Raw genomic sequence first — 25,482 nt, 5'->3', positions numbered from 1 at the left:
CAATTTTAGATTTACCTCTAGCTATTAGTGTCATTTTTCAAAACACAACAGGCGTCGACTCCCCTTTCTCCAATTGCTTTTATGTGAACTGCCTACTTAAAGTAACAGGTTTATGCACAGTAATCTTCTTTTTGTGGATAGAAATCATATTTTTTTCCCGCAAATCACCTAGTAGCCTAGTAACAGTAACACGAGTTGAACCAATTGCCTCTGCGATCGCTTGATGAGATAACTTCAGATCAATAGTGATTCCATCTGCACAAGGAACCCCAAAATCCCGACAAAGAATCAACAAAAAACTCACCAACCTAGAACCCATATCTCGGTGAGCGAGAGTTTCAATCATCATCTCCGTTTGTAAAATGCGCGAAGACAGACCTCGCAGCATTAACATTGATAATTCTGGATTTTCCTTGAGTGCTAGCTCCACCTGTTCAATTGGTGCTGACAGTAATTCCACAGGCGTAAATGCAACCGCATGGTAAAACCGATCCGACTTATTTCCTGTCAGCAATGACAATACACCAAAAACACTATTTTCCCGCAGCAGCGCTACCGTTATTTCCTCTCCTGCCTCGTACACCCTGGAAAGTTTAACAGCACCTTTCAAAAGAAAATAAACTCGTTCGGCAGGATCGCCAGGAAAAAAGATCGTTTTATTACGTTCAAACGTTTCCACAACTGGCGGAAACGCCCCGGTCGCCATCTGACGAAAAACATTTGCTAGGGCTTTATCTTGTGTCACGATCATCTCCCTTCCCCTACCCAATGCCGGAAAAACAAAAACTGATTACCTAAGAATACACCCGAAAAATGAATAAAGCACCGTCAACCTTTCTGTACTTTCCTATACTCAAATTAATATCTTCATAACTCTTTGTTTATAATGATACATAATTGTTGATCCTTTCAGCTACTACTTGTTGATAAGTAGTTACAATAGCTGTATTCAAAAGGGTTTTTTGAAGAACAAATAAAGATAAATTGATAAAATCTTTAGGAAAAATCAAGAATTTTGTCATAGCAAACACTCTTACCAATATTCATTTTTGCAAATCCTGTGTAAAACAAAGACAAAACGTGCCTCAGATTCTAGTATGCTCCTAATGATCGATCGCATTAACAATTTCTATGCTAAATCTGACTGGAAAAAATGCCCTTGTTACAGGTATTGCCAATAACCGCTCGATCGCCTGGGGCATCGCCCAACAGCTGCACAAAGCCGGAGCAAACCTGGGTATTACCTACCTACCGGATGAACGCGGCAAAATGGAGAAAAAAGTTGCGGAGTTAGTAGAACCTCTTAACCCCAGCTTATTTCTTCCCTGTAATGTCCAAAATGAGGAACAAATTAAATCGACCTTTGAGACAATCCGTGAACAGTGGGGGAAGCTAGACATCCTGATCCATTGTTTGGCCTTTGCTAGCAAAGACGATTTAACTGGAGATTTTAGCCAAACCTCTCGTTCTGGCTTCAACACCGCCTTAGAAATCAGTACCTACTCGCTAGTGCAGTTAAGTGGTGCAGCAAAACCTTTGATGACACAGGGAGGTAGTATCGTCACCCTGACATATTTAGGCGGTGTCAGGGCAATCCCCAACTATAACGTTATGGGAGTTGCCAAAGCGGGGTTAGAAATGAGTGTGCGTTACTTGGCGGCTGAACTAGGGCCACAAAATATCCGCGTCAATGCCATTTCCGCAGGCCCCATCCGCACCTTGGCATCTTCAGCAGTGGGCGGAATATTGGATATGATTCATCATGTAGAAGAAGTAGCTCCCCTACGACGCACCGTCACTCAGCTAGAAGTGGGCAATGCTGCGGCTTTCTTGTGTAGTGATTTGTCCAGTGGCATTACCGGACAAACTCTGTATGTAGATGCAGGATATGAAATTATGGGAATGTAAGATAATTTGGGCATGGGGCATGGGGCATTGGGCATTGAGTATTAGTAAAATTCTTGCCCATTCCTCATTTTCCATTCCCCATGCCCTATGCCCTATACTTCGGCTTCGCTCAGTACAAGTGCCCTATTCCCTATGCAAATTAGCAAAGTTAACTCTTCAAATTACGATCAGTCAACTAAAACCCCTCGGATTGCTACTGTTCACCGCACCACTGGTGAAACTGATGTCCAAGTTACCATCAACTTGGATGGTAGAGGAACCTGCACAGCAGCAACAGGTGTTCCGTTTTTGAATCACATGTTGCATCAAATTGCCTCCCACGGGCTGATTGATATAGATGTCCAAGCCAAGGGAGACTGGGAAATTGATGACCATCACACCAACGAAGATGTAGGCATTACCTTAGGGCAAGCTTTGAACCAAGCACTAGGCGACAGAAAAGGCATTGTCCGCTTTGGTAATTTTCTTGCACCACTAGATGAAGCTTTAGTTCAGGTAGCGCTAGACTTTTCTGGACGTCCTCACCTCAGCTACGGCTTACAAATTCCGACTCAACGGGTAGGAACCTATGACACCCAGTTAGTGCGAGAATTCTTTGTGGCACTAGTAAACCATAGCCAAATGACACTCCACATTCGGCAACTGGATGGCATTAATTCCCATCACATTATTGAAGCAACATTTAAGGCATTTGCCAGGGCAACGCGGCTGGCGGTGGAAATCGACCCCCGTCGTGCTGGCGTAATTCCCAGTTCTAAGGGCGTTCTATAAAAGGAGTCAAATTAGTCAAATGGGGCATGGGGCATTACATATTTATTAGTTATTCTTTCTCCCTCATCTCCCTCATCTCCCCACTCCCATTCGGCTACGCTCACGGCAAGCCCACTCCCCAGTTTGAGATAATTGACACACCGGGTAGTGATGGTTATTATCAGGCTACCGGGTAACTTGTAATTAATACCAAGCTGGAAAATGGTAGTTGAACCGAGATGAAGTCTGTTGCAGATGACCCTGATTCTCAACTTAATACGACTGACACTCCGCCAGTAGTCCTAACTTCTGAGTTGCGAAAAGTCTATCGCACTGGTTTTTGGCTAAATCAAAAAGTCGTATCTCTGAAAAACTGTTCTTTAACAGTTTACAAAGGTGAAACCTTTGGGTTGCTGGGGCCAAATGGTGCGGGTAAAACCACTCTTTTAAAATTGTTGCTGGGAATTATTCGTCCTACCTCTGGACGGGGATTATTATTGGATAAGCCTATAGGCGATCGCAGTGTTAAGCAACATATCGGCTATCTGCCCGAAAATCCCTATTTGTATGACTATCTCACCGGCTGGGAATTTTTGCAGCTAGCGGCTGGACTATTCCAAATTCCCAACAGCGTACAACGCCAACGCATTCCCCAACTGCTAGAATTAGTGGGTTTATCCCAAACCGATGCCCGTAAAAAGCTCCTGCGCCGCTATTCTAAAGGAATGCTACAGCGTGTTGGTATGGCACAGGCGTTAATTAACGAGCCGGATTTAGTTTTTCTGGATGAACCGATGTCTGGTCTTGATCCGGTAGGACGCTACCAAATGCGGGAAATTATCCTGGCGCTAAAAGCAGCTGGTAAGACGATTTTTTTCAATAGCCACATTCTGAGTGAAGTAGAACAGATTTGCGATCGCATTGCCATCCTCGCTCAAGGTGAACTAATTTGCTCTGGTTCCCTCAATGAACTCTTAGGCGGCGAAAACACATATCACGTCAAAGGTCGAGGTGGTGACTGGGAAATTCTTAAAAAATGGATACCTACTCTCAGATTTGAGCCTGATAGTTCCTGGCAAGGTACACTACAAGATGATTACTATGATTTCCTCGCCAGTCTTCGGCTCATGGATGGTAAAATTATTGCCATGAGCTTGTCACGTCGCTCCCTAGAAGAATTTTTTATTCAAGAAATCCAAAGAAAAAATAACTCACTGAATTAGTCTTCTTGCTTCTTGCCAAATAGGAAATTTTGGGTTACTTTGAGGAACAAAACCCAAAAACCCTGCCTTTTTGAGTTGATCTTTCTCAAGTCAACCCACATAAAATCAAATTCCGATCTCTTTTTAAGGTTATTTGTATTTATTGGTTAATAGAAAATTTATTGTATAAACTGCCTTTAGTTGGGTAAATCCAATATTTTTTGATAATTCCTCTATTTCCGCAGCGTTAACTTTAAGTGAACTTCACTAAAAGTTCAAATTCAATAAACAAATTTCCTCCGGAAAATCACACTTTTCGAGGAAAATAAGAGTGTCGGGGAACTTGAATACTTAGGTATAGTCAAAATAAAAATGTTTAGACAGTACTTTATTGATCGTAGTTTCAGAGTCTCAGGTAAATATGCTTAACACAAGTTTGTTTAAATTCCTAACTCAGCCAGTTGTGGGTGTGGCTTTGTTAAGTGCTGTCAATGTCGCTGTGCCATGTGTCAGTCTAGCTCAGGGACAACCATTACCACCAACTACACAAACACCAAGCACACTAACACAATTAGATACTAATTATTCATTAGGAGGCGGGGATCTCATCCGTGTAAATGTATTTGAAGTCCCCGAATATACAGGTGAATACCAAATTCCGCCAGGTGGAGCTATAAATCTGCCTTTAATTGGCAGTGTGTCAGTCCTCGGGCTAACAGCTGAACAGGCGTCTGATGAAATTGCTAGAAGATATTCTCGCTTCCTGAAACGTCCCTTAATCTCAGTCAATTTATTATCGCCTCGTCCCATTAATATTTTTGTTGCCGGAGAAGTGACACGTCCAGGAGCTTACACTCTGAGCTTGAGTGGAGGCGCAGGGAACAATCCAGGCGTACAATATCCGACTATATTGGCCGCATTGACAACAGCGCAGGGTGTAACCCTAGCTGCGGATGTAACTCAAGTTCAATTACGGCGTAAAATAGGACGTTCTTCAGAGCAAACCGTCACCATCAATTTGAAGGACCTCATCCAAACAGGCAGATTAACACAGGATATTACCTTGCGGGATGGAGACACCATAGTTGTGCCAACTGCAACCAACTTCAACGTAGCAGAATCGCGCAATCTATTTGCAGCTAACTTTGCCGCCAGCCAAACCACACCCCGCACAGTCACAATTATTGGTGAAGTTAACCGTCCCGGTTCATATCTTGTCACCACCGGTAACACAGATGCTCAGGGGGGCGCAACCCCTAACAGTGGCACTGCCACTCCCACCGGTCTACCAAATGTGACGCGGGTAATTCAACTAGCTGGGGGAATTACAGCACAGGCTGATGTTCGTAATCTTAAGCTACGCCGACCAACAAGAACTGGCTCAGAACAAGCTATAAATATTAATCTTTGGCAACTATTACAGAGTGGTGATGCCAATCAAGACATCATCGTGCAAGACGGAGATACTATTGTTATTCCGACAGCAACTGAAATCAACCCCGCAGAAGCTACGCAATTAGCTACTACTACTTTCTCTCCTACATCTATTCAAGTTGGTGTGGTAGGTGAAGTTAAAAAACCAGGTTTAACACAGGTTCAGCCGAATAGCTCTTTAAATCAAGCTATACTTGCTGCTGGCGGATTTAATGATGCTAGAGCTAGTAGTAAGGCTGTTGATTTGATTCGCCTCAACCCGAATGGTTCTGTCACTAAACGTATAGTAAAAGTGGATTTCTCCGCTGGGATTAATGAGCAAACTAATCCTATACTCCGCAATAATGACGTTGTAGTAGTCAACCGATCTGGTGCAGCTAGTTTTGGTGATACCGTAAGTACTGTAACTGGACCTCTAGGTATTGTCTTGAATCTTCTCAACTTATTCGGACTCTAATTTAAGAGATAGATGTAAATTGGGGGCGTTGTTCAACCGTCTTCGTCCCTCAAATTGCACTATTCTTAAATCAAAGGTAAATGAGCAAATGGGAAGCAAGCTACGCGTAGCAGACGCACCAGAAGGCATCGCATCCTTCAAAATTGGATTTTCTATCCGCCATTATCATAAAAATCTTAAATAATATTACTCATTGATAAATACTGTAGACTCTAAAACTCTCACTGAAAATTCTTAATCTGCATTGATAGGTTTTTGCAAACTTTGTTGCCAAGTACTCGAATTTATTATGATAATGAGAATGTTTTAGAAGGCAGAGGCGATAAATGCTAGTCTCTGCCTTCTTTTTGCTTTTTATTATCATAAGAATTCTTTAAGTAAATTAACTGATTCATAACAGATATACTATCTTAACCACAGATACCGCGTATACACAGTAGAATGATGTCGAATTGGAAATGACACCATTTGTACGGTTACTTGGTGTCCATTAAGGGGTAACTCTGGATACTGGTAATTTTTTTCAGTACTATTACCAGATAGCTAGTGTTTTTTATAAGACAAGCTAAAAAAGCATTTTAGCCTTATTTAGGTGAAAATGCCCAGATTTAAACCTCAAAATACGTGTATATATTAATACACCCTTCTTGCACAACCGTATCCAATACTGAGTTACTGATTAAGGCTAGAGCTACTTACCGTTGACGATTCAGTTTTTGCAACATACCCTATTTTTTCCCTATGATGATTCATGGTTTAGGTTTTCTCAGTTTGAGCGCATCTCTTGTACTTCCTTGGGCATTAACAGGTCTGGTTCAAGGAGACAGAATAAAAGAGTCTTTAGTTAAAGATGTTCGTCACTCATCCACTGTTCAGCAAATGCCACTATCTAGCCGCAAGCTGATCAGTAGGGTTACAACTGCGACAACATACTATGTTAGTGGTACTGGAAACGACAGAAATAGCGGGCTCACTACCTCATCCGCCTTTAGAACAATTCAAAGGGCAGCAGATTTGACTGACCCTGGCGACACAGTATTGATTATGAACGGAGTATATAGAAATCCACCCAATGCTGGGAGTGTAGTAAATATTCAACGTTCTGGAAATGCAAAAGCATGGATTAAATATAAAGCATATCCTGGGCATTTCCCAAAAATTCAGCACGATACATGGAGTGGTATCGGGTTGTCAAATGGAGCTTCATATATCGAGATTAACGGGCTAGAGATCATCGGGAACAATGCCAATATAACTCTTGGTTATGCATTAAGTCAGAAGTGGAACACATCAAATCGGCGTACAAACGGAAGTGGCATAACCGTTGATGGAGGCAATCGTCATCTTTCTCACATAAATATTCTGAACAACATAGTGCATGACTGTGGAGGAGGAGGTATCGGAGTCAGGGAGGCCGATTATGTGAAGGTGGACAATAATACTGTCTATAATAATGCCTGGTATAGTGTCTTTGGTCCGAGTGGCATTAGCATTTCAAAGAGTTGGAATTCTGACGGCAACCGGGGATACAAGATGTTCGTGACCAACAACAAGGTCTACAAAAATCGCATGTACATTCCCTGGCTTGAATCCGGAACAATCTCAGACGGTAATGGTATTATTATCGATGTTTCAAAACTTGCGAAAAATGGTGCATATCGAGGACGAACTTTAATTGCAAACAATATCAGCTACAAGAATGGCGGTTCGGGTATTCATACCCATGAGAGTGAGCATGTCGATATTGTCAACAACACGGCATATGAGAACGCGCAAAGTAAAAACCTTAAAAAAGGGCAAATATATGCTGGTTATTCATCTGATGTCAAGATTTTCAATAACATTATCTATGTTTCCCCTGGTCAAAATGCGAACAGCAACATGAAGAATATCAACGTCACCTATGACTACAATCTTTACAGCAAAGGTGCCATGATTGCTGTGATGGGACCTCACGATATTATTGCAGACCCACAGTTCATGAATCCCTCAATTGCTGACTTTAGAATCAAAGGAACGAGTCCGGCGATCAATATGGGTTACGATTGGAAAGATTTGAAAACGGATTATGCAGGTAAATCTCGTCAAGCTGGTGGTGGATATGATATTGGAGCATACGAACATCGGTAATCTTAATATCATGTCCTGCTATCTGCCCATAGTTGCGTCAGACTGAAGTCTACGCTTATACAAAATAATAAGCTTGCAAAGGCAAGCTTATTATTTTGTGGCTAATTAAACACGCTATACCAGTTATGGTGTTCAGTTCACTTATGAGACAAAATCCTAGTTTATACAGAGGTTTTGTCTGGAATACGTTTTTGTTGCTTAACCTGTTTTGTCAAATCTTGATCAGTAAAGTATTCTTTAGCATGGTTGAAATAACTACTAGATTCATTTTTATCAATGATACCATTCACAACTAAACCTAAGACGTTGTGACTGGATCTCTCTAGCATTTCTTCAGCAGCAGCTGCACTGTTAGAATCAATTACCCCAGGTCGAGCTACTAACAAAATCCCATCAGTCATTTGGCTTAAAGTCAAAGCATCGGCTGCCAAAAGCAGGGGAGGAGCATCAATAATCACAAAATCATAGTTATCTTGAGAGGAGAAATTTTCAATTAGTGATGCCATCCGTTTTGAATCAAGCAAAGCAAGTGGGTTGGGAGGTCTAACTCCAGCAGTTAAAACATCAAGGTTATCCATTACCTTAGATACAGCAATGTTAAAATCAGCCTGACCTACAAGAACCTCACTCAAACCAACTGCATTGGTTAGTTGCCAGAGATGATGCTGAGAAGGAATTCGCATATCTGCATCAATTAGTAAAACTTTACGTCCTAGTTGAGCGATCGCTGCCGCCAAATTAGCTGAAACTGTAGATTTGCCTTCTTTCGGAACTGCGCTAGTTACCACAATAGTTTTAAGCACTTTATCTGAACTCAAGAATTTCAGATTGGCTTGAATCATTCGATACATTTCGCTCGTTAAAGAGTAGGGAGTATCTCTGACGGCAATTGTTTGGTCTGTTAATTCTGCATTTGAATAACGGGAGCGAACCTTTTTAACAGACAAAGGAACAATTCCCAGCAAAGTATATCCAAATACATCTCTAACTTCTTTAAGTGTTTTTAGAGATCTATCTCTCATCGCTAGAAAGAGTACAGTTGTGGTGGCAAAGAATAAACCGAACATCACTCCTAGCACCAAAACAATTATTTTTTTGATTAGTACTTGATGTTTGGGCACTAAAGCCTGAGAAATAATCCGGGAAGTCGGTGAATTTGTATTCTCAACTAACTGTAATTCTTGAACCTTTTTCAATAGATTTTGATAGGTCGAGTCTGCGACTGCAACTTTCCGTTCTAACTCCCGCTCATTTTCTGCCAACTGGGGTATGAGTTTCACACGCTGTTCGTAGTTAGAACGGGAATTATATAGAGAGGAGAGTCTTTTAGTTAAGCCAAAACGCTGTATTTCTGACTGGAGAAAACTTTGGATAAGGCTTTGTCTGAGTTGTCCAATCTGCAATTGGCTCTGGGGAACTTGGGTTTGATTGCCAATAGTCTGACCAACTTCCTGTTGCAGGAGAGATTTTAAACTAGCTTTCTTGGCTTCTAGGTTAACAACTACGGGGTTGTCATCTAGGAAACGGCTGCGCTCAATCGCTAACTGCCTGTCAGTGTCTTGAAGTTGTGTAAGAACTCCCTGTACTGCAGGTGACTGACTCAGGGCACTCACAGCGATCGCTTCTTGAGAATTTAGCTCTACTTTCTGGCGCAGTTGATTGGTTTGGGCGTTTACCTCATCCAGTTGAGCCTTAACAGTATCCATCTCATTGTCTAGATTTCCAATAGTCGCAACGGCTGATTTTGTCTCCTCTGATAAATCTGCAATCTGATGCTTTTGTTTAAATATACGTAGCGCTACTTCTGCATTATCAACAGCAGCTTGAGTTTTAGGAAGCTGCTTGGCCATAAATTTACGAGTTGCTCCCGCCTCAGAGCGATTTGTCGTAATATCATTATCTAAATAAGAATTCATAATTGTGTTGACCACTGCCGCGGCTTCTTGGGGGTCATGGCTGCTATAGCTAATTCGCAATACATCTGTCCCACCAATAATTTTTAGGTTCAGGGCTTTTTGTAGCGCTTCTACTTCTAGAGGTTTACCTTCGTTATCTTTGAGTTGTAGTTTGTCTATTGTCCGCTGCAAAAAAGTAGGGGAAGAAATAACTTCTATCTGACTGCTTATCGGATTTTGAGTTGCTACCAAGGGTTTCAAATCTCCTGAGTCCCCTCCTTCAGATGAACCAGGCAAAAGATTACTTCCTGCTACTTGAAAAGAGGGAATTTTAAATAACAGTTTTCCTTCTGCTTCATAGGATGGCCTCATAAATTGTATAGCTATACCACTGAGCATAACTGTAGCTACAAATATCGCAGTAGCAGGTAGCCGCCATCGTTTCAATATCAATAAGTAACGACTAAGGTCTAAATCAATAGATTCTCTAGATTCCATAGATTTGTCTGACATAAATCTTCCAAAGTATAGGTCTTAAACGATAAACTCAATATTGATCTACTCAGAGTAGCTACAAAGCACACCTATTAATTAATAGTGGTACTATTTTACAATATGACATATAGTATAGGCTATTTAAATTAAAAAACCTGAAATGATCTACAGGCTTTGGTTTCATGAATGTAAGAGCCAATACTTAGGAGCGTCGCGGAGCATTATTCAAAGCGCATCTGATATCAGTTCATCCTAATTTTTGCTTCAATTAACCCTCTTTGATCAAAGTGGGGTGATACCTTGAATCTTCATTGGCTTTATCCTCAGAAATTCGTCGACGTTGCTACTTAGGTTGCCAAACTTTCTTATAAGCCTCTAACAGCTTAGGTACTTGATGTCGCCACTCTAGTTTCTCCTCCATTCTTTTTCTACCTAGCTCTCCCATCTTTTGTCGCCGCTCTGTGTCCTCTAGAAGTTCAAGAATGTTCTCGGCAAAATCCACCACATCATTGCCTTTGGCATAAACAGATGCTCCCTCTGCCGATCGCCTTCCTTCCAAAAGGTCAAACTGAACAATGGGTTTTCCCATTGCCATGTACTCCATGATCTTATTCATAGTCGAACGATCATTGTAGGGCATTTTTTTATCGGGATTAGCACATACATCACAGCTAGAAAGTCGTGCCAAAAGTTCATTATCAGGAATACGCCCGGTAAATTCTACAAACTCCTTAACTTCTAACTCTTCAGATAGTGCCTGAAGCTTTTCAAACATCGGTCCACTACCGATGAGCATAAACTGAATATCCTGGCGTTTTTTTTCATAGACAATGTAGCGTACCGATTGTAGCAGGTAATCGATTCCCTCCGGTTCTCCCATAACACCAACATATCCTACCAAATATTTCCGACCTCTACGGTAGACTGGGTTAGGCGGTACCGGTTGAAAGCGGGAAAGATCGGGACCACTGCGAACAACAAAGACATCCTCTGGACTTTTGCGTCCACGGGTAAGTGCTACCGAGAGGTAAGACTCATTAGTTGAGATAACTACGTCTGCTGTCGCAAAGGTCAATCGTTCAACCAAGGAGAGTCCATAGTAGAAGATGTCTCGTCGTCCATACTTAGCTTCGTACATCTCCAGATTGATATCATGGTGGTCAAATATGACTCTTACACCTTTGAACAACTTGAACCATCCCGCCACCAAAAACATTAAATCTGGAGGATTGCAAACGTGGACGATATCAAACCCTCGCTCTCGCCACACCCGATGAGCAAGGCGAAACTCCCAAAAAAGCGCTGTAGCATACTCCCGTAGATAGCCTGAGATCGAACTAATATCAGGTGGCATTTTATGACGATAAATGTGAACCTGATCGATTACCTCGTATTCTTGTTCAAATCCTTTACCTTTGGGACAAATCACTGAAACTTCATACCCCGCTTTTATCAGGGTGGTGGCTTCCATCCACACGCGCCGATCAAAGGGAACGGGCAGGTTTTCTACAATTATTACTACTTTATTGGACATTTCAATTGGCTTTTCATTTTTTAGTTAATTTTGCTAGGTTTAAAAATAAAATTATTAACTTTCCCTCTATTTTTATGACTAAATATGGCTTTAGTATCATCTACCAAATCAAGCGACCTTCTAAGCTGCTTAAAATAAAAAATAATTGGCATAGATTTTGGAGGGCAGAGAGTTATTAGATAATTTTTAAAACTCATAATTAACTTCTAAAAAGAGTTTGACTATTTATTACTTACTACATCGAAAATTATCAAAGGTTGTCTGCTTATCTAAAGTGAGCAATTAACTGAGCTAGATATCAACTTCTAGTGATAATTTTCTGGATGTACCACTACTTGAGCAAAGCAAACGGTAGGTACATATCCAGAAAATGCTTAAGTTATTTCATTGTCAGTCTTTTGCTTACCAAGCAATACCACAATAATTTAAGTCCTGAATCGGTTCAGTAAACACACTTGCCAGATCCAAAATTTGTATTTCTTTGAGCGCTTCCCCTAATATCTGGCGAAACTCTGGACTAGCATGGGTAACTATTACTAATTCTGCGTTCTCCAGAGCTTGTTGGGGTTCTGCAACTAGCAGATCCTCAAAATGAGGCAGGTTATTTTGAATATAGGTCAGATTGGTTCCCATTAACCGAGCTTCATAGACAGCTTGATCATAAATTTTTATCTGGCAGCCTTCCCCAATCAATCGCTTAACTAGCAGCACTGCTGGACTTTCTCTCAAGTCATCTGTACCTGGTTTGAATGCCAATCCTAAAATAGCAATCTTCCTTGCCCCAAGGCGTAATACCTGCTGGGCGGCCAAATCAACTTGGAGGCTATTAGTAGTCGGAAGGGCGTTTAGTAGGGGTACTGGTACATCCATGTTCCGTGCATAGTAAAGCAAAGCACCCAAATCTTTGGGCAGACAGGAACCTCCGTAGGCAAATCCAGGACGCATGTAAACAGGGGAAATATTTAATTTCGTGTCTTGTACAATGATATTCATTACTTCCCGCCCATCTACGCCAAAGGCTTTGGCGACCCGTCCGATTTCATTAGCAAACCCCACCTTGGCAGCGTGCCAGCAATTGGCCACATATTTAACCATTTCTGCTACAGATGGTTTAACTACGGTGAACGGTGCATCTACTGTGGCATACATCTGCCGTACTGCTGCTTCTGCCACAGGAGATTCAGTACCAATAATTGTGTAAGGTGGTTGATCGTAATCTTTGATAGCCGAACCTTCGCGTAAAAACTCTGGGTTAAATGCTAGATAAATAGAATGATCCCCTATGAGACTATCTAGCAGATTTTGACACTTTTCCAATGTTCCTGGGGGGACAGTGCTACGCAACACAACTACATGGCTTTCATTCTTATGGATGGCGGCTTTGCCAATCTGCTTGCACACATTCCAAACGTAGGTAAGATCGGGTTCTCCCCTCTCGATTGGAGGTGTACCGACGCTAATCAGCGAAATATCTGATCCTAGCACCGCTGCTTCCGCATCTGTAGTAGCTCTGATTAATTTAGCTGCCACTCCCTCAACCAGCAACTGACTCAGCCCTGGCTCTACAATGGGCGATTCTCCCTTAGCGATTAAATCCACTTTTTCGGGATTTACATCTACCCCAATTACTTCGTGCCCATCTCGTGCCAAACAAGCTGCTGTTACGACACCGACATATCCCAGACCAAAAATGCTAATTTTCATATCTATCCACTTGTTATTCTTTCATGAAGGACAAAACAATCAAGCCCATAAGGCGCTCTTCATCTAGCAGCTTAAATTTAATACTGAGCGATATAAATCGATAAAATAAACCCAATGTTTTTTTATATCTAGAGGAAAAACACTTGTTCTTGCCTTCATTCCTAGAGAAAGCCTCAAAGACTCATTTTCAATCAAAGACTTAATAGCATCTGATAACTGCTGAATATTACCTGGATTAACGATTAATCCATTTTCAGATTGAGTAACTATTTCAGGTATACCTCCTACTGGTGTAACTATGACTGGTAACTCCCAAGCCATTGCTTCCAGCATTGCTAATGGAAGACCTTCATTGTAAGAGGGCAACACAAAAACATCTGCTTCAGTTAAAAGAATATCACGTTCATGTGACCCTATCCAACCAGGCAATTTAATATAATCTTCTAGATTTAAAGTCGTAACTAAATTGCGCGCTTGTTCTAGGTCTCCATCTCCTGCCATAATCAGACTAGATATACTTTGATATTCAGTAGGCAAAAGAGAAAAGGCTTCGATCAAATCAAATGCTCCTTTCCGTTGACCAATTCGTCCTAAAAAAAGTAAGTTCGCTTTTTTAGATCCTGAACGGTGTGGAACTTCAGCAGGAATTTTTACTGGATTATAAAAAACTACAACTTGTTCGGGTTTCAGACCAAGGTTTTCTATGTAGAAGCTTCTCCAACTTTCTGATAATACAATTAAGCGTTGACACTTGGAAAATACCCAACTTAGCAATTGCTGTATCCATTTTGCAAGTTCAGCATAGAAAACATGAAATTGACTACCGTGAGCATGTATAATTATCGGTTTGTGAAATACCCAAGCTAAAAGTGCCATAATCGCCTGTCGTAAAACACTGCCGCGCTGTGAAATTTCAAGCTGAACAATATCAACTTCTTCCCTTAGTAATATCCACAGAAATTTCCATACAGCTTTCAAAAATACCATGATTTTGATTGCTATAGCTCCTTCTTCGTGAGTAATAATATGACATATGTGAACTTCAGAAGGAGCATACTCCAAAAAAAGCTTCTCGTAATTGGAAATGCCACCCTGCTGGAGTAAGCTAGGACCTAACAGAATAATCTTGAGAGTTTTAGTTTGACACATAGGCTCTACTTTTTCAAAAGTTGGGCTATCCTGGGTTAATGTATCAAGGAAAGAATCAGAATTTACCATTTTTTCCAAAGACCAAAGTAATTGCATCCAATCTTGTCAAAATCCGATTATTTTCTGCTTTATTGGGGTTGAAAGGTTTTTCTTGAAAAGATTCATTTGTCCTGAGCAGAAACAGATTGTAGCAATTTGGATGTGGTATAAATGCTAACCCCACAAACAATGGCTTCAGAACCTTTATGCAATATATATGCTATGGATTGGTCTTTTTTTGTTTGATGATTTTATCTTCCTTTCATGTGTCATTCTCACTGATAAACATGCCCCCACATAGAGTATCCAAGTCAAACTATTCGATTCCAGCAAGGTAGATTCAGTAAGGCTAGCTAAAAATATATATGTCATATGCATAAGTGGCCAAATATCTAATGCTGTATTACTACTACGTACCCAAGTTAATCCTTGTAGGTAACTGCGCCAAAATCCTAAGAAGAATAACCCTAACCCTAAAAGACCCAAATCAAGGCAAATATTGAGATAACCATTGTGGGGGTGGTTTGGCATCCATCCAGCATTGAGCCAAATATAAGCAGATTCACCATTCCATCCTTGCCAGAATCCGCCATAACCATAACCGAGCCAAGGATGTTTCCAAATCATATCGATTACTAATGGCCACAAGTCTGTTCGACCTGTCAGTGTCGCATCTTTACCAAGTGAACTAAACAGGACATCAGCGTTATTAGACAACCAAAAATATAAACTTTGGCTGATAGTTGCAATAATTATTAGAGTTGGTACCATGATCTGGTATGGCCAACGCCAAATTAGAAAAGCGAAAAATGCCGATATTATAATTAATAGATTAACTAGAGATGAAATGGAACCGGCAAGCAGTAAGAGTAGTATTGACAAGCTAAACCCCCCCCAGAAAAGCCAACTACGTCTTTGACTTTGATAACCAAGGAGAAAAAAAACTATTCCACTGGTTACCATCCTTCCTCCCAGTCCGTTTTTGTGCGTAAATACTCCACGCCACAGTGGTTTACCAAAACCGTCGTTTTGTATCCCGTATTTAGGCAAGGCTATAGCAAAAATGAAACTCAATACTATAATAATTCCAAAATTCCAAGCAAGTAAATAGAATTGCTGTTTTAAGCTGTATCGCGAAACAAAATACAGACCAAATAAACTGGAACCAATGAGGGTAAAACTATTTTTTAATGTTGTTGATGGTTCAAAAGACCAAAGAATAGAAACAGCTGGCAACATTAGTAAAGCATAAAGGAAGATATCTTTATTCAAGACAAGGACATAAAGAGTTTTCTTCCAACGCAGAACTAGTAGTAATAAGGTAATTGCATAGATTACGAAAAAAATAATCCGAGCCAAGGAGCTATCATATTCTACCGCATCCTGCTGTCCTGCTCCTCCTGACAGGACGAGAGTTACGATTGCCCCTGAATAAATTAGCAAGGCTGCAACTGTGAATCCCTGCTCCGCATAAATTAGTAGTTTTCTCATAAATTAACTAATATTTATTTTGCATCTTCATTTTTTTATAATAAATTTGGGCTGTTTGAGCAGCAATATTTGACCAATTTAAATCTTCCTGACAACGAGCTAGTTCGGCAGTTTGCATACGTTGTTGCAAGTCGCGATCGCTTAACAAACAAATTATCGCATCAGCTAGAGCTTTAACATCACTGGGTGGAACTAACAACCCATCTTTTTTATGCCGAACTATCTCACTCAATCCCCCTACCTCAGAAGCTACAACCAGCGTTCCCATTCCATAAGATAAAGCTGCCACACCACTTTGAGACGCTTCGATGTATGGCAGAACTGTTACTGTGCTGCGTTGAAATAGATTACCTACTTCTTCAATGGGAATAAAGCCATTAATAATCTCGTAGCGTTTTTCATCATAACCATTAGGGAAATACTGCATGATGTTTTCTCCCCTTCCAGCAATAATCAGCTTGACTTCAGGTATACATTCAGCAATTAAGGGCATAGCCTCAAGCAAATATTTCAATCCCTTATAGGGCAAGATGCGTCCAAAAAATAGCAAGGTATATGGCTCCCGGGCTTGAATATTTTGACTACCCCGACGCTGATACAAACTACCAAGTTCTCCATGAGGTAAAACATTGACTCGCTGTTCAGGTATACGAAATTGTTCAATTAAAATCTTTTTTAGTTGATAAGTATGGACAATTAATTGTTGGGAACGGTAGAAGGCAATACGCCTAGTATAATCGGAACCAAATACAGCAATTTTATCACCTGGGTGACGGAATATATCGTGGATAGTTGTCACCAATGGTGGCATCTTGTTAAGTAATAAAGTCCAATCGTACCAAGGATCGTTAGTTTCTTGCACATGTAAAACATCTGGCTGTATGTCTTTGATGATATTCATCATAGTGCCCATAGACAACAGGTTGCGCGGGTCGCGAATCCGTGGTTTTTTAAAGCTAATGACGCGGATACTAGAATCAAGAACATTGTTACAGACATTTGACACTTTTTCTGGCTGAATTAGCGTTAGATCAACATATTTAACCAGACTGTTTGCTAGTTCGATCGTGTAGTCTTCAAAGCAAAAATGTAATAAAGCAACTTTAATCATAATTAAAATTATATTCTCAATTAAATTATTTATTCCACCAATTTGGATGCCTTACTGGTAGGATTTTATATTAAAGAATTACTGCTCTTTTAAAAGTTTCATCCACAAAAAACGAAAGCCGCCAAATGCACGAATACCGAGATAAATCACAAATAAACCATAGGCACAAGTTGCAATAATTAGAGTGTACATAAAGTCTAAGCTAATTTTTTCCAATAAAATGAATATAGGCAGCATCAAAAGGCATACTAATAAAGGTCGGCGCATAATTCGCCACAAATTTAACGAAAATAGGCGAGCATAAGTGAAGTAAATATACTGACTAAAACCAATAATAGTCATTAATAATGCCATTAAAGCTGCACCTAATAACTGATATTGGGAAACTAATACCACACCTCCCAAGCTTCCTAATGTAGTGGTAATAACCACTTCACGCAGGTTAACTATCTCAAAACCATTGGCTACAAGTACATAGGACAGTGAGCGGGTAAAGGGCAAAAAAATCAGTGATACAGCACTTAAACGAAGGGCTAAATTTGCTTGAGCAAAGCTAGGATTATAGATCAAAACTAGTAAATCTTTGCCAAAAAATAACAGCCCAATCAATAAGGGTAATGCCATAAGTAGGAGAATTTCAATAACATTTTGACTTATCTGCCTCTGCCTGTCCCGTCCTTGATCTACTGCCTTTGAAAATCTGGGAAACATTGCTAAAGTTATACTGTTAGCAATAATCGAAAAGGGTAGTAGCAATTGTGTTATTCCACCAAACAGACCCACTAAAAATTCATTTCCTAACAATGAAAGAATTAATATTTGAACTCTGCCATTGAGTACAGCTATTCCTTCAATAGCAAAAAATGTCCGCGCATTTTTAATTGTATTCAAAACAAAATTCCCATCAATCTGCCATTCTATTTTGACTAACCGGATGATGAAAATCCATTCAATTACTAAAATTAGCGTTTCCGAAAAACATAAAATTGCCCCCAGAGATTCAATTCCATATTTCAGTCGCATCGCCCAAATCATTATTATTACGCGGACGATGTACACTGGCACTGTAGAGATGGCAATCAGATGCATCTTTTCTTGAGCTTGAAAAATTGCCTCAGTGATGTTGGAAAGTGCAAAAGGAATGATCGTTAAGCCCATGATGTAGCAAATAGTCGAGGTTTTGGAGCTATAGGGAAGTAAAAATACTACAATTACCAACACCCCATAACTGAAAAAACTAAATATTAACTGTAGCCAAGTACCACTCATTAAATAAATTGGTGTTTTTTGTGGCTCACGGGCTAGTTCTCTGGTAAACAATGTCTTTAGCCCCTGTGAAGCAATGCCCACAAAGATAAAGTAGTAGCTATATGCTAGTAGATACTGTCCTAAAGCCTCAGCTCCTAGAGTACGAGCAATAGAAGCAGTTAATACAAAGGCTGTAATGCTTTGTGCTAACCGATTGACTATCATTGAGAGGGAATTACTTATGAATTTGTATTTTTCTACCATTCTTAAATTATTAATCAGCTTATTTCGTTTATTTTGAATTACCAATACCTATAAATCTCATAACTTACCTTTTCTGATATACAGTTAGAATTTTTTTGAGATGTTCAATACATACCAGTCATAGTAATCAAGAACGAAAAGGCATTTTCGTTTAGCTTCTATCATCGCACGCTTGAGTGTGCAACTGATCACAAAATTTATTAGCAGATCCTTTTGGTTGTAAATCCCAAAGCTTTTATCGCGCTTAGACACGTATTTTTTCAATCAGGAAAGTAGAAAAATCTAGATTTGAGGCATGAAAAATTGTACTATCAAATGGCAATAGTTGTATTAATACTTAAAGTGTATAATTATTACTGTCCGGTATGGTTTGGTTTTTATTACCTTAGTAGGCGCCTTCTTTTTTCAAAACTACCATAACTGTTTTGAGGAGAATTTCAAAGTCTAACCCAAGCGACCAATTTTCAATGTAGTTAAGATCAAGATTAATCACTTGTTCAAAATCTAAAATATCCGAGCGACCTGAGACTTGCCAAAGACCTGTAATACCAGGTAAAACTTCATGTCTGATAAAATGATGTTCAGAAAACTTATCAACATCTCTAGTAGGTAAAGGGCGAGGTCCTACTATACTCATTTCTCCAAAGATAACATTAAAGAGTTGAGGTAATTCGTCTAAGCTGTAACGTCGAAGAAATTTTCCAACACGGGTAACGCGAGGATCGTCTTTTATTTTAAAGATAATCCCATCTTTCGTTTCATTTAATGCTTCTAATTCTTTCTGTAATTTTTCCGCATCAGACCTCATAGTTCGGAATTTCCATACTTTAAACTGTTGCCCATGTAGACCTATACGCGTTTGCCTGTAAAATACTGTGCCGGGAGAGTCCAGTTTGATAGCTATACCTATAGCTAGATAAATAGGGAATGATAACATTACAAATAAAGTCGCAAAACAAAAATCACAACTGCGCTTTATCCAAAAATCTTTACCTGTAATTATCGGACAATCCAAACTCAGGCAAGGCATTCCTCCTATTTTATTAAATTCTACGTTTTTATAAATTGGTTTTAATTCCATAGGTAAAATATGTACTTGTATGCCGGATGCTTGAAATAACCAGCATAAAAACATTCTATTTTTTAGAGCATCCCAAGATATAAAAACTTCTGTTACACCTAATTGATTAAGTTGATTCAATGTTTGTTGACGTTGATATCTGTCTAATGATTTAGCATTCGCCGTTCCAGATATAATGTAGTGTTTTTCTTTTTTTATAAAGCTAGCAATCTGCTCATGATCTTGAGGATCACAAATAATGAATACTGAAGAACGAACTATTTTTTTCTGCTTACGCAGATATTCAAGAGTAATGTTTACAGCATATCTGCCAGTACAAATAAATAATACACTAAACAACCAAGATAATAGGATTAATCTTGGAAGTGTAATATCAACAACTGGTTTATACAAAAAAGAAACAAGGAGTATTAATCCATGAGCAAAAGTTAGCGATTTGATAATATTGAAGTAGTCATAGCGTTTTTGACCTTCTCGATAAATACCTTCAACAGCTAGTGTTCCTATTTGAATCCCAATAGTTATTAAAATCGCTAAATAATGACTCGGTATATACCAAGAAAAATCTCCATAAGAAGATTGATATTCAGCTAAAACCCAAGCTAATAATAAAAGAGTATAGTCTACTAAAAACAATGTTGTTAATCTCAACCACCAGGAACCCTTGCGTACTCTTACAAATGAAGATGCACGTAAATCCAAAGGTACTTCACTGAATTTATTTGTTGTAATGCTTTGATTACTCATAGTTACTAAAACTTGGTGTACTTAAAATTTGATGCAAACTTAATATAAAACAAGTGGGGGATCTCACATTTTTATTCCAAAGAAATCTGGTCTTTGCAGTCTACTATTAACCATTTTTTCAGCAGGAACTTTAAGTTCTTAATCAAAACCGGATTACCGGGTCGGTTTAAGTGTGATTACTACCCTGATACTTAGCTTTTGTTGGAGGTAGAATCCAGTTTAGCCTGAAAATTTTAAGCTTTGATACAAAAAAAGGGTTTCTTGGCGAGCTAACTTATATTTGAATAAAACTCCTGACATTAATAATTAAGCAGGTCAGGTAAAGATATTAGGATTTTTAAGGTGCGTAATAAATAAACTGAATTACTACAGTTCCATTCCAGAGTTCCGCTTCTATGAGAGAACGATATCCCTTGGGAAATTATCGTAACATATTTACTTATACTAGTTCAGTTTTGCTTAGAAGCTTCTCTGTTTCTTTACGCATAATTACTGATTAACAAAACTTACACACACAACATATAACGAAAAGCATTAAAAATTTGATTATTGTTACAAAACTTTACATAATCGATTTTTCGTTAGACCTCTATTCATAAGTTGACACTCATTGATAACTAGCTTGATCAACTCAAAACTTCGCCTACTAAGGCTTGTATCTTACCAGGCAAGGATTGTAAGACTTTTGTGTAGACCGTAGCTAGTAGCTAAGTGGGTGCTAAAAAAGACAAGTAGATTAAGACATATAAATCGCTCAAAAGCTTACATTCAAAGCGTTTTTGGTGCTTTATATAAGCTTACTTGGTTTAGTTTAATTGTGCCTACCTACTTAGGACAGGAGGCTGGGGGTTAAGTTTTTGATTAATGAATCGATGCTCTAAATTACATTTTGACGGTAAGTACCCGATGTTAATTCTGATGTTGTTAAGCTTTTGAAGCGCCAAAAGGACAGTTACCTTACCGACGGGACTGTAATTTAAACTAGAAGACTGAAGTTATACAAATGAAACCTACCTACGTAGGTTTCATGAAGTTCGCGTAATTATTCCAGAAAATAATATGATAACTTTACATTAATTTTATATATAAGGAAACAAAATGAAGATTCGGTAAGAATTATTTTTTCGTTCAGCGGATTTTACTAAAAAAGGATAATGTAATTTTATAATTGATGAAGTTATGAGATAGCTTGATTACATCAGAGATAAACTTATTTTTTAACTCAGTTTGAGGTTTTTCAAAAAATGCTTCTTGGCTAAAATCAAAAGTTAATCCTTTGGATTTAATTGCAATTTAGAGCCTCAATAGATCAAATATAGGGTAAAAGTATGGTAATCAGCAAATTGAATATAAATCGATTAGGCAGGTTGTTGAAGAGGCAAAAATGGACTCTGCTGGCAAAGTTACGTCTAAATAATTTAAAATTTAATTGGATTTTGGGAGCCACAAATGATTCTGAAAGAGCAAAAACACAGATAAAAGTAAATAATTTATCTCTTTCAGAAAAAGATTATATGAAGTTTGTAAATTTCGAGGTACTTATTAAATACAATCAGCTTGGTTATCTCCATTTCCAGCCTTTGAATAGCTGACGACAATTATCATCAACCTCAGATAAATTCTGAAGTGAAGGTACTGGTAACAGTCAAAAATTAGATATTAACTTTTGAATTTGGTAAGTTTTATCTTGGTATATGAGAGTTAATGGTATTTGTCTCATCTTCTATTATAGATTGAAGGCTGTATTCTCTCAGATCCCCTTTTGTCTAAACTTCAGTTGAAGTGCTTTGATGTTTAATTGCTATCAAAGTGCAATTGTACTAAAGACGATCGCTACTTTACTGTGGATGACTCCAGACGATTGATAGCTCCACCGAACTTATATAGAAAATGCAGATAAATAATAGCCAGACTTCAATATCTAAGCAAAATATTCCGTTAGATACCTTCACTCAGATCATCGGCACTCAAGTTTTACAGGAATGGAATGACACTCAAGCACATGAGGATTTATGCATCCATCAGATGTTTGAGATGCAAGTTGAGCGATCGCCCCAAGCCATTGCTGTAGTATTTGAAAATACACAACTTACTTATCGGCAGTTAAACCAACGGGCTAATCAACTAGCGCACCACTTACGTACTTTAGGTGTTGGGCCGGAAGTACTTGTGGGTATTTGCGTAGAGCGTTCCTTGGAGATGATTGTCGGGTTGCTGGGAATTCTGAAAGCTGGAGGTGCTTATGTGCCTTTAGATCCGGCATATCCCTCAGAACGTTTAGCTTTCATCTTGTCAGATACCCAGACACCAGTGTTGTTAACCCAAGAAAAATTCGTCAACAACTTACCACCGCATCAGGCGCAAGTAATTTGTCTGGACTCCAACTGGCAAGGGAATATCCGAAACAGTCAAGAAAATCCTCTAAATGAGACGACGACTGATAATCTCATTTACGTAATCTACACATCTGGCTCTACAGGACAGCCCAAGGGTGTAATGATCCCTCACCGGGGGATTTGCAATCAACTCCACTGGAAGCAAACAACCTTTGGATTAACTCAGGTAGACAAAGTTTTACTGACTATTTCTTTTAGCTTCGACCCCTCAGTGTGGCAGATATTCTGGCCATTGTGCTTCGGAGGGCAATTGTTCATCGCTCGCCCTGGTGGACATCAAGATACTGCCTACCTTGTGAAGGTGATTACTGAGCAGCAAATCACCGTACTAGCCTTAGTACCTTCCATACTCCGTGTCTTACTGGAAGAAAAGGGAATTGAGAATTGCCGATTTCTCAGGCACATTACCTGTGGTGGTGAAGCTTTACGTGGCGAACTCATAGAGCGTTTCTTTGCTCAACTGAATTTGGACAATGTTCTGCATAATTGCTATGGACCGACAGAAGCTTCCATTGATACCACTTTCTGGAGTTGCCAGCGCGGCACTAATTACGCATTTGCTCCCATTGGTCGCCCCATTACTAATGCAGAGATTCACATCCTCGATGAAAATTTGCAGCCCGTGCCTGTTGGTGAATCAGGCGAACTGCACATTGGCGGTATTGGTCTAGCGCGAGGTTATCTTAACCGTCCAGAATTGACCATAGATAAGTTCATTTTCAACCCTTTTAGCTCTGAAAGAGGGGCACGTCTTTACAAAACTGGGGACTTAGCACGTTACTTAAGTGATGGTAATATCGAGTTCCTTGGTCGCATTGACCACCAAGTAAAGATTCGTGGGTTCCGAATTGAATTGGGAGAAATTGAAGCCATATTAGCTCAACATCCTGCACTTACACAGACTCTAGTCATAGCTAGAGAGGATGTTATTGGTGACAAGCAACTAGTGGCATATATTGTTGCCAGTCCAGAGCTAACTCCTAGTCAGGCTGAATTGCGTCATTTTTTGCAAGGTCAGCTACCTGAATATATGGTGCCTGCTTACTTTGTATTTTTGGACACGCTACCATTAAATCCCAACGGTAAAATAGACCGTCGCGCTTTGCCTGCACCGGATATATTTACTCTTGGGCTGTCAACTAAGTTTGTTGCACCTGAGAATTTGACAGAAGAAGTCTTAGCTAGCATCTGGGCGAAAGTTTTGCGTCTGGAACAAGTAGGCATCCACGACAATTTTTTTGAATTGGGAGGTCATTCACTGCTGGCGACTCAAGTCATGTCTCGGATTCGCCAAGCCTTTCGGATAGAAATACCGTTGCAACTCTTATTTGAGAATCCGACGATCGCTACTTTAGCTGAAGCGTTCCCTCAAAACCAGACTCCAGAAAATGATCCCCAAAATCAGACTATTCCCCAAGTAGCCAAGCGGGAGTCAGCCTCTTTATCTTTTGCCCAGCAGCGAGTGTGGTTTTTGGAACAGTTGCAACCCAACAGCCGAGCATATATCCTCTCAAATGCACAGCGCTTAATGGGCAAATTAAATGCGGATGTATTGCAACAATCATTAGATGCGATCGTTGTCCATCACCAAGCACTGCGAACAAATTTTATTAGATCAGTTGATGGTAGCCCCATACAAGTAATTGGCACGCCTCGACCAGTCGAACTCAAAACTATTAAAGTCACACAGGAGCAAGTAGAATCTCTTCTAAATCAAGAGGCGCAACGCCCCTTCAACTTAGAATCTGACTTAATGCTGCGAGCAACCTTGCTCCAGGTAGACGAACATCAGCATATACTCCTGTTGGTCATGCACCACATCGCCTCAGATGGCTGGTCAATGGGCATTCTTTGGCAACAGTTAGCAGCCGTTTATGAAGCCTTATTGAGCGGTAAGCCTGACCCTCTGCCAAAATTGCCCATTCAGTATGCCGATTTTGCTGTCTGGCAACACCAATGGCTATCGGGGGAAATACTCTCGGGCCAAATCAACTACTGGAAAACCCAGTTAGTAGGTGCTAATACTGTATTAGAATTACCAACCGACCGACCACGGCCAGCAGTCCAAACTTACCGGGGAGCAGTGCAATCCCTGATGCTACCCCAGACGCTGAGTGCATCGCTAAAAGAACTCTCGCATCAGCAGGGTGTGACGCTATTCATGACATTGCTGGCGGCTTTTGGGACAATACTGCACCGCTACACTGGGCAAGAAGATATTCTCATCGGTTCTCCCATTGCTGGCCGCAACCAAGTTGAAACCGAAGGGTTGATTGGGTTCTTTGTCAATACCCTAGCCATACGCACTCAGCTTTCAGGCAACCCGAGTTTTCGGCAGTTACTTAGTCAAGTTCGAGAAGTAACACTAGGAGCTTATGCCCACCAAGACCTGCCCTTTGAAAAGCTAGTAGAAGAACTACAGCCAGAACGAAATCTGAGCCACTCAC

Annotated in this window: 15 protein-coding genes; 6 read left to right on the top strand and 9 right to left on the bottom strand. The window is 39.9% G+C overall.

The features are described 5' to 3' along the window. Positions 1 to 79: 79 nt before the first annotated feature. Positions 80 to 751, bottom strand: a complete 672-nt coding sequence (gene ntcA / locus HWQ38_RS05255; protein WP_292790746.1) for a global nitrogen regulator NtcA — start codon at positions 749 to 751, stop codon at positions 80 to 82. Positions 752 to 1,131: 380 nt separating this feature from the next. Here ntcA and fabI point away from each other — a divergent pair, with 380 nt between their 5' ends. From fabI to HWQ38_RS05230, 5 genes are all read left to right on the top strand, one after another. Beyond that, complete coding sequence (gene fabI / locus HWQ38_RS05250) at positions 1,132 to 1,908, top strand: enoyl-ACP reductase FabI (protein WP_292790743.1); 777 nt, start codon at positions 1,132 to 1,134, stop codon at positions 1,906 to 1,908. Between the two features lie 132 nt (positions 1,909 to 2,040). After that, on the top strand, positions 2,041 to 2,679 hold the full coding sequence (gene hisB, locus HWQ38_RS05245; RefSeq protein ID WP_292790740.1) for an imidazoleglycerol-phosphate dehydratase HisB: 639 nt from the start codon (positions 2,041 to 2,043) through the stop codon (positions 2,677 to 2,679). A gap of 218 nt (positions 2,680 to 2,897) precedes the next feature. Then, positions 2,898 to 3,881, top strand: coding sequence for an ABC transporter ATP-binding protein (locus HWQ38_RS05240; RefSeq protein ID WP_292790738.1), 984 nt, complete (start codon positions 2,898 to 2,900; stop codon positions 3,879 to 3,881). Between the two features lie 400 nt (positions 3,882 to 4,281). Further along, positions 4,282 to 5,751 (top strand): SLBB domain-containing protein, encoded by a 1,470-nt coding sequence (locus tag HWQ38_RS05235; RefSeq protein ID WP_292790736.1) that lies wholly within the window; start codon positions 4,282 to 4,284, stop codon positions 5,749 to 5,751. Positions 5,752 to 6,492: 741 nt separating this feature from the next. Next, positions 6,493 to 7,881: a choice-of-anchor Q domain-containing protein gene (locus HWQ38_RS05230; RefSeq protein ID WP_292790734.1), complete on the top strand. Its 1,389-nt coding sequence runs from the start codon at positions 6,493 to 6,495 to the stop codon at positions 7,879 to 7,881. A gap of 161 nt (positions 7,882 to 8,042) precedes the next feature. On the opposite strand, the gene HWQ38_RS05225 is transcribed toward HWQ38_RS05230, so the two are convergent. The 8 genes from HWQ38_RS05225 to HWQ38_RS05190 all read right to left on the bottom strand — a co-directional run bounded on the left by HWQ38_RS05225 (position 8,043) and on the right by HWQ38_RS05190 (position 20,639). Continuing rightward, positions 8,043 to 10,289: a polysaccharide biosynthesis tyrosine autokinase gene (locus HWQ38_RS05225; RefSeq protein WP_292790732.1), complete on the bottom strand. Its 2,247-nt coding sequence runs from the start codon at positions 10,287 to 10,289 to the stop codon at positions 8,043 to 8,045. Between the two features lie 325 nt (positions 10,290 to 10,614). Beyond that, on the bottom strand, positions 10,615 to 11,805 hold the full coding sequence (locus HWQ38_RS05220) for a glycosyltransferase family 4 protein (RefSeq protein ID WP_292790729.1): 1,191 nt from the start codon (positions 11,803 to 11,805) through the stop codon (positions 10,615 to 10,617). Between the two features lie 402 nt (positions 11,806 to 12,207). Continuing rightward, positions 12,208 to 13,509 (bottom strand): nucleotide sugar dehydrogenase, encoded by a 1,302-nt coding sequence (locus HWQ38_RS05215; RefSeq protein WP_292790726.1) that lies wholly within the window; start codon positions 13,507 to 13,509, stop codon positions 12,208 to 12,210. Positions 13,510 to 13,572: 63 nt separating this feature from the next. After that, positions 13,573 to 14,754, bottom strand: coding sequence for a glycosyltransferase family 4 protein (locus HWQ38_RS05210; protein ID WP_292790723.1), 1,182 nt, complete (start codon positions 14,752 to 14,754; stop codon positions 13,573 to 13,575). A 147-nt stretch (positions 14,755 to 14,901) separates the two neighbouring features. After that, complete coding sequence (locus HWQ38_RS05205; RefSeq protein ID WP_292790721.1) at positions 14,902 to 16,188, bottom strand: O-antigen ligase family protein; 1,287 nt, start codon at positions 16,186 to 16,188, stop codon at positions 14,902 to 14,904. 7 nt (positions 16,189 to 16,195) lie between these two features. Then, entirely contained in the window at positions 16,196 to 17,299 is a 1,104-nt protein-coding gene (locus HWQ38_RS05200; RefSeq protein WP_292790718.1) for a glycosyltransferase family 4 protein, read from the bottom strand. 78 nt (positions 17,300 to 17,377) lie between these two features. Then, positions 17,378 to 18,772 carry an oligosaccharide flippase family protein gene (locus HWQ38_RS05195; RefSeq protein WP_292790715.1) on the bottom strand — a complete coding sequence of 465 codons (1,395 nt, stop codon included), beginning with the start codon at positions 18,770 to 18,772 and terminating at the stop codon, positions 17,378 to 17,380. A 424-nt stretch (positions 18,773 to 19,196) separates the two neighbouring features. Continuing rightward, positions 19,197 to 20,639 carry a sugar transferase gene (locus tag HWQ38_RS05190; protein WP_292790712.1) on the bottom strand — a complete coding sequence of 481 codons (1,443 nt, stop codon included), beginning with the start codon at positions 20,637 to 20,639 and terminating at the stop codon, positions 19,197 to 19,199. Positions 20,640 to 22,529: 1,890 nt separating this feature from the next. On the opposite strand from HWQ38_RS05190, the gene HWQ38_RS05185 reads away from it, so the two are divergent. Then, positions 22,530 to 25,482, top strand: a 2,953-nt coding sequence (locus tag HWQ38_RS05185) for an amino acid adenylation domain-containing protein (protein ID WP_292790710.1), incomplete at its 3' end; no start/stop codon positions are given.

Source organism: Nostoc sp. NMS7 (genome assembly GCF_017115085.1).
Lineage (GTDB): Bacteria > Cyanobacteriota > Cyanobacteriia > Cyanobacteriales > Nostocaceae > Nostoc.
This window is presented reverse-complemented; position numbering and strand designations above follow the sequence as displayed.

Bases quoted from the DNA above. Each gene is read 5' to 3' on its own strand.
- HWQ38_RS05235 (WP_292790736.1), top strand. From the start codon at position 4,282: ATGCTTAACACAAGTTTGTTTAAATTCCTAACTCAGCCAGTTGTGGGT.
- HWQ38_RS05205 (WP_292790721.1), bottom strand. From the start codon at position 16,188: ATGAGAAAACTACTAATTTATGCGGAGCAGGGATTCACAGTTGCAGCC.
- HWQ38_RS05225 (WP_292790732.1), bottom strand. From the start codon at position 10,289: ATGTCAGACAAATCTATGGAATCTAGAGAATCTATTGATTTAGACCTT.
- fabI (WP_292790743.1), top strand. From the start codon at position 1,132: ATGCTAAATCTGACTGGAAAAAATGCCCTTGTTACAGGTATTGCCAAT.
- HWQ38_RS05220 (WP_292790729.1), bottom strand. From the start codon at position 11,805: ATGTCCAATAAAGTAGTAATAATTGTAGAAAACCTGCCCGTTCCCTTT.
- ntcA (WP_292790746.1), bottom strand. From the start codon at position 751: ATGATCGTGACACAAGATAAAGCCCTAGCAAATGTTTTTCGTCAGATG.
- HWQ38_RS05240 (WP_292790738.1), top strand. From the start codon at position 2,898: ATGAAGTCTGTTGCAGATGACCCTGATTCTCAACTTAATACGACTGAC.
- HWQ38_RS05215 (WP_292790726.1), bottom strand. From the start codon at position 13,509: ATGAAAATTAGCATTTTTGGTCTGGGATATGTCGGTGTCGTAACAGCA.
- hisB (WP_292790740.1), top strand. From the start codon at position 2,041: ATGCAAATTAGCAAAGTTAACTCTTCAAATTACGATCAGTCAACTAAA.
- HWQ38_RS05190 (WP_292790712.1), bottom strand. From the start codon at position 20,639: ATGAGTAATCAAAGCATTACAACAAATAAATTCAGTGAAGTACCTTTG.
- HWQ38_RS05200 (WP_292790718.1), bottom strand. From the start codon at position 17,299: ATGATTAAAGTTGCTTTATTACATTTTTGCTTTGAAGACTACACGATC.
- HWQ38_RS05230 (WP_292790734.1), top strand. From the start codon at position 6,493: ATGATGATTCATGGTTTAGGTTTTCTCAGTTTGAGCGCATCTCTTGTA.
- HWQ38_RS05195 (WP_292790715.1), bottom strand. From the start codon at position 18,772: ATGATAGTCAATCGGTTAGCACAAAGCATTACAGCCTTTGTATTAACT.
- HWQ38_RS05210 (WP_292790723.1), bottom strand. From the start codon at position 14,754: ATGCAATTACTTTGGTCTTTGGAAAAAATGGTAAATTCTGATTCTTTC.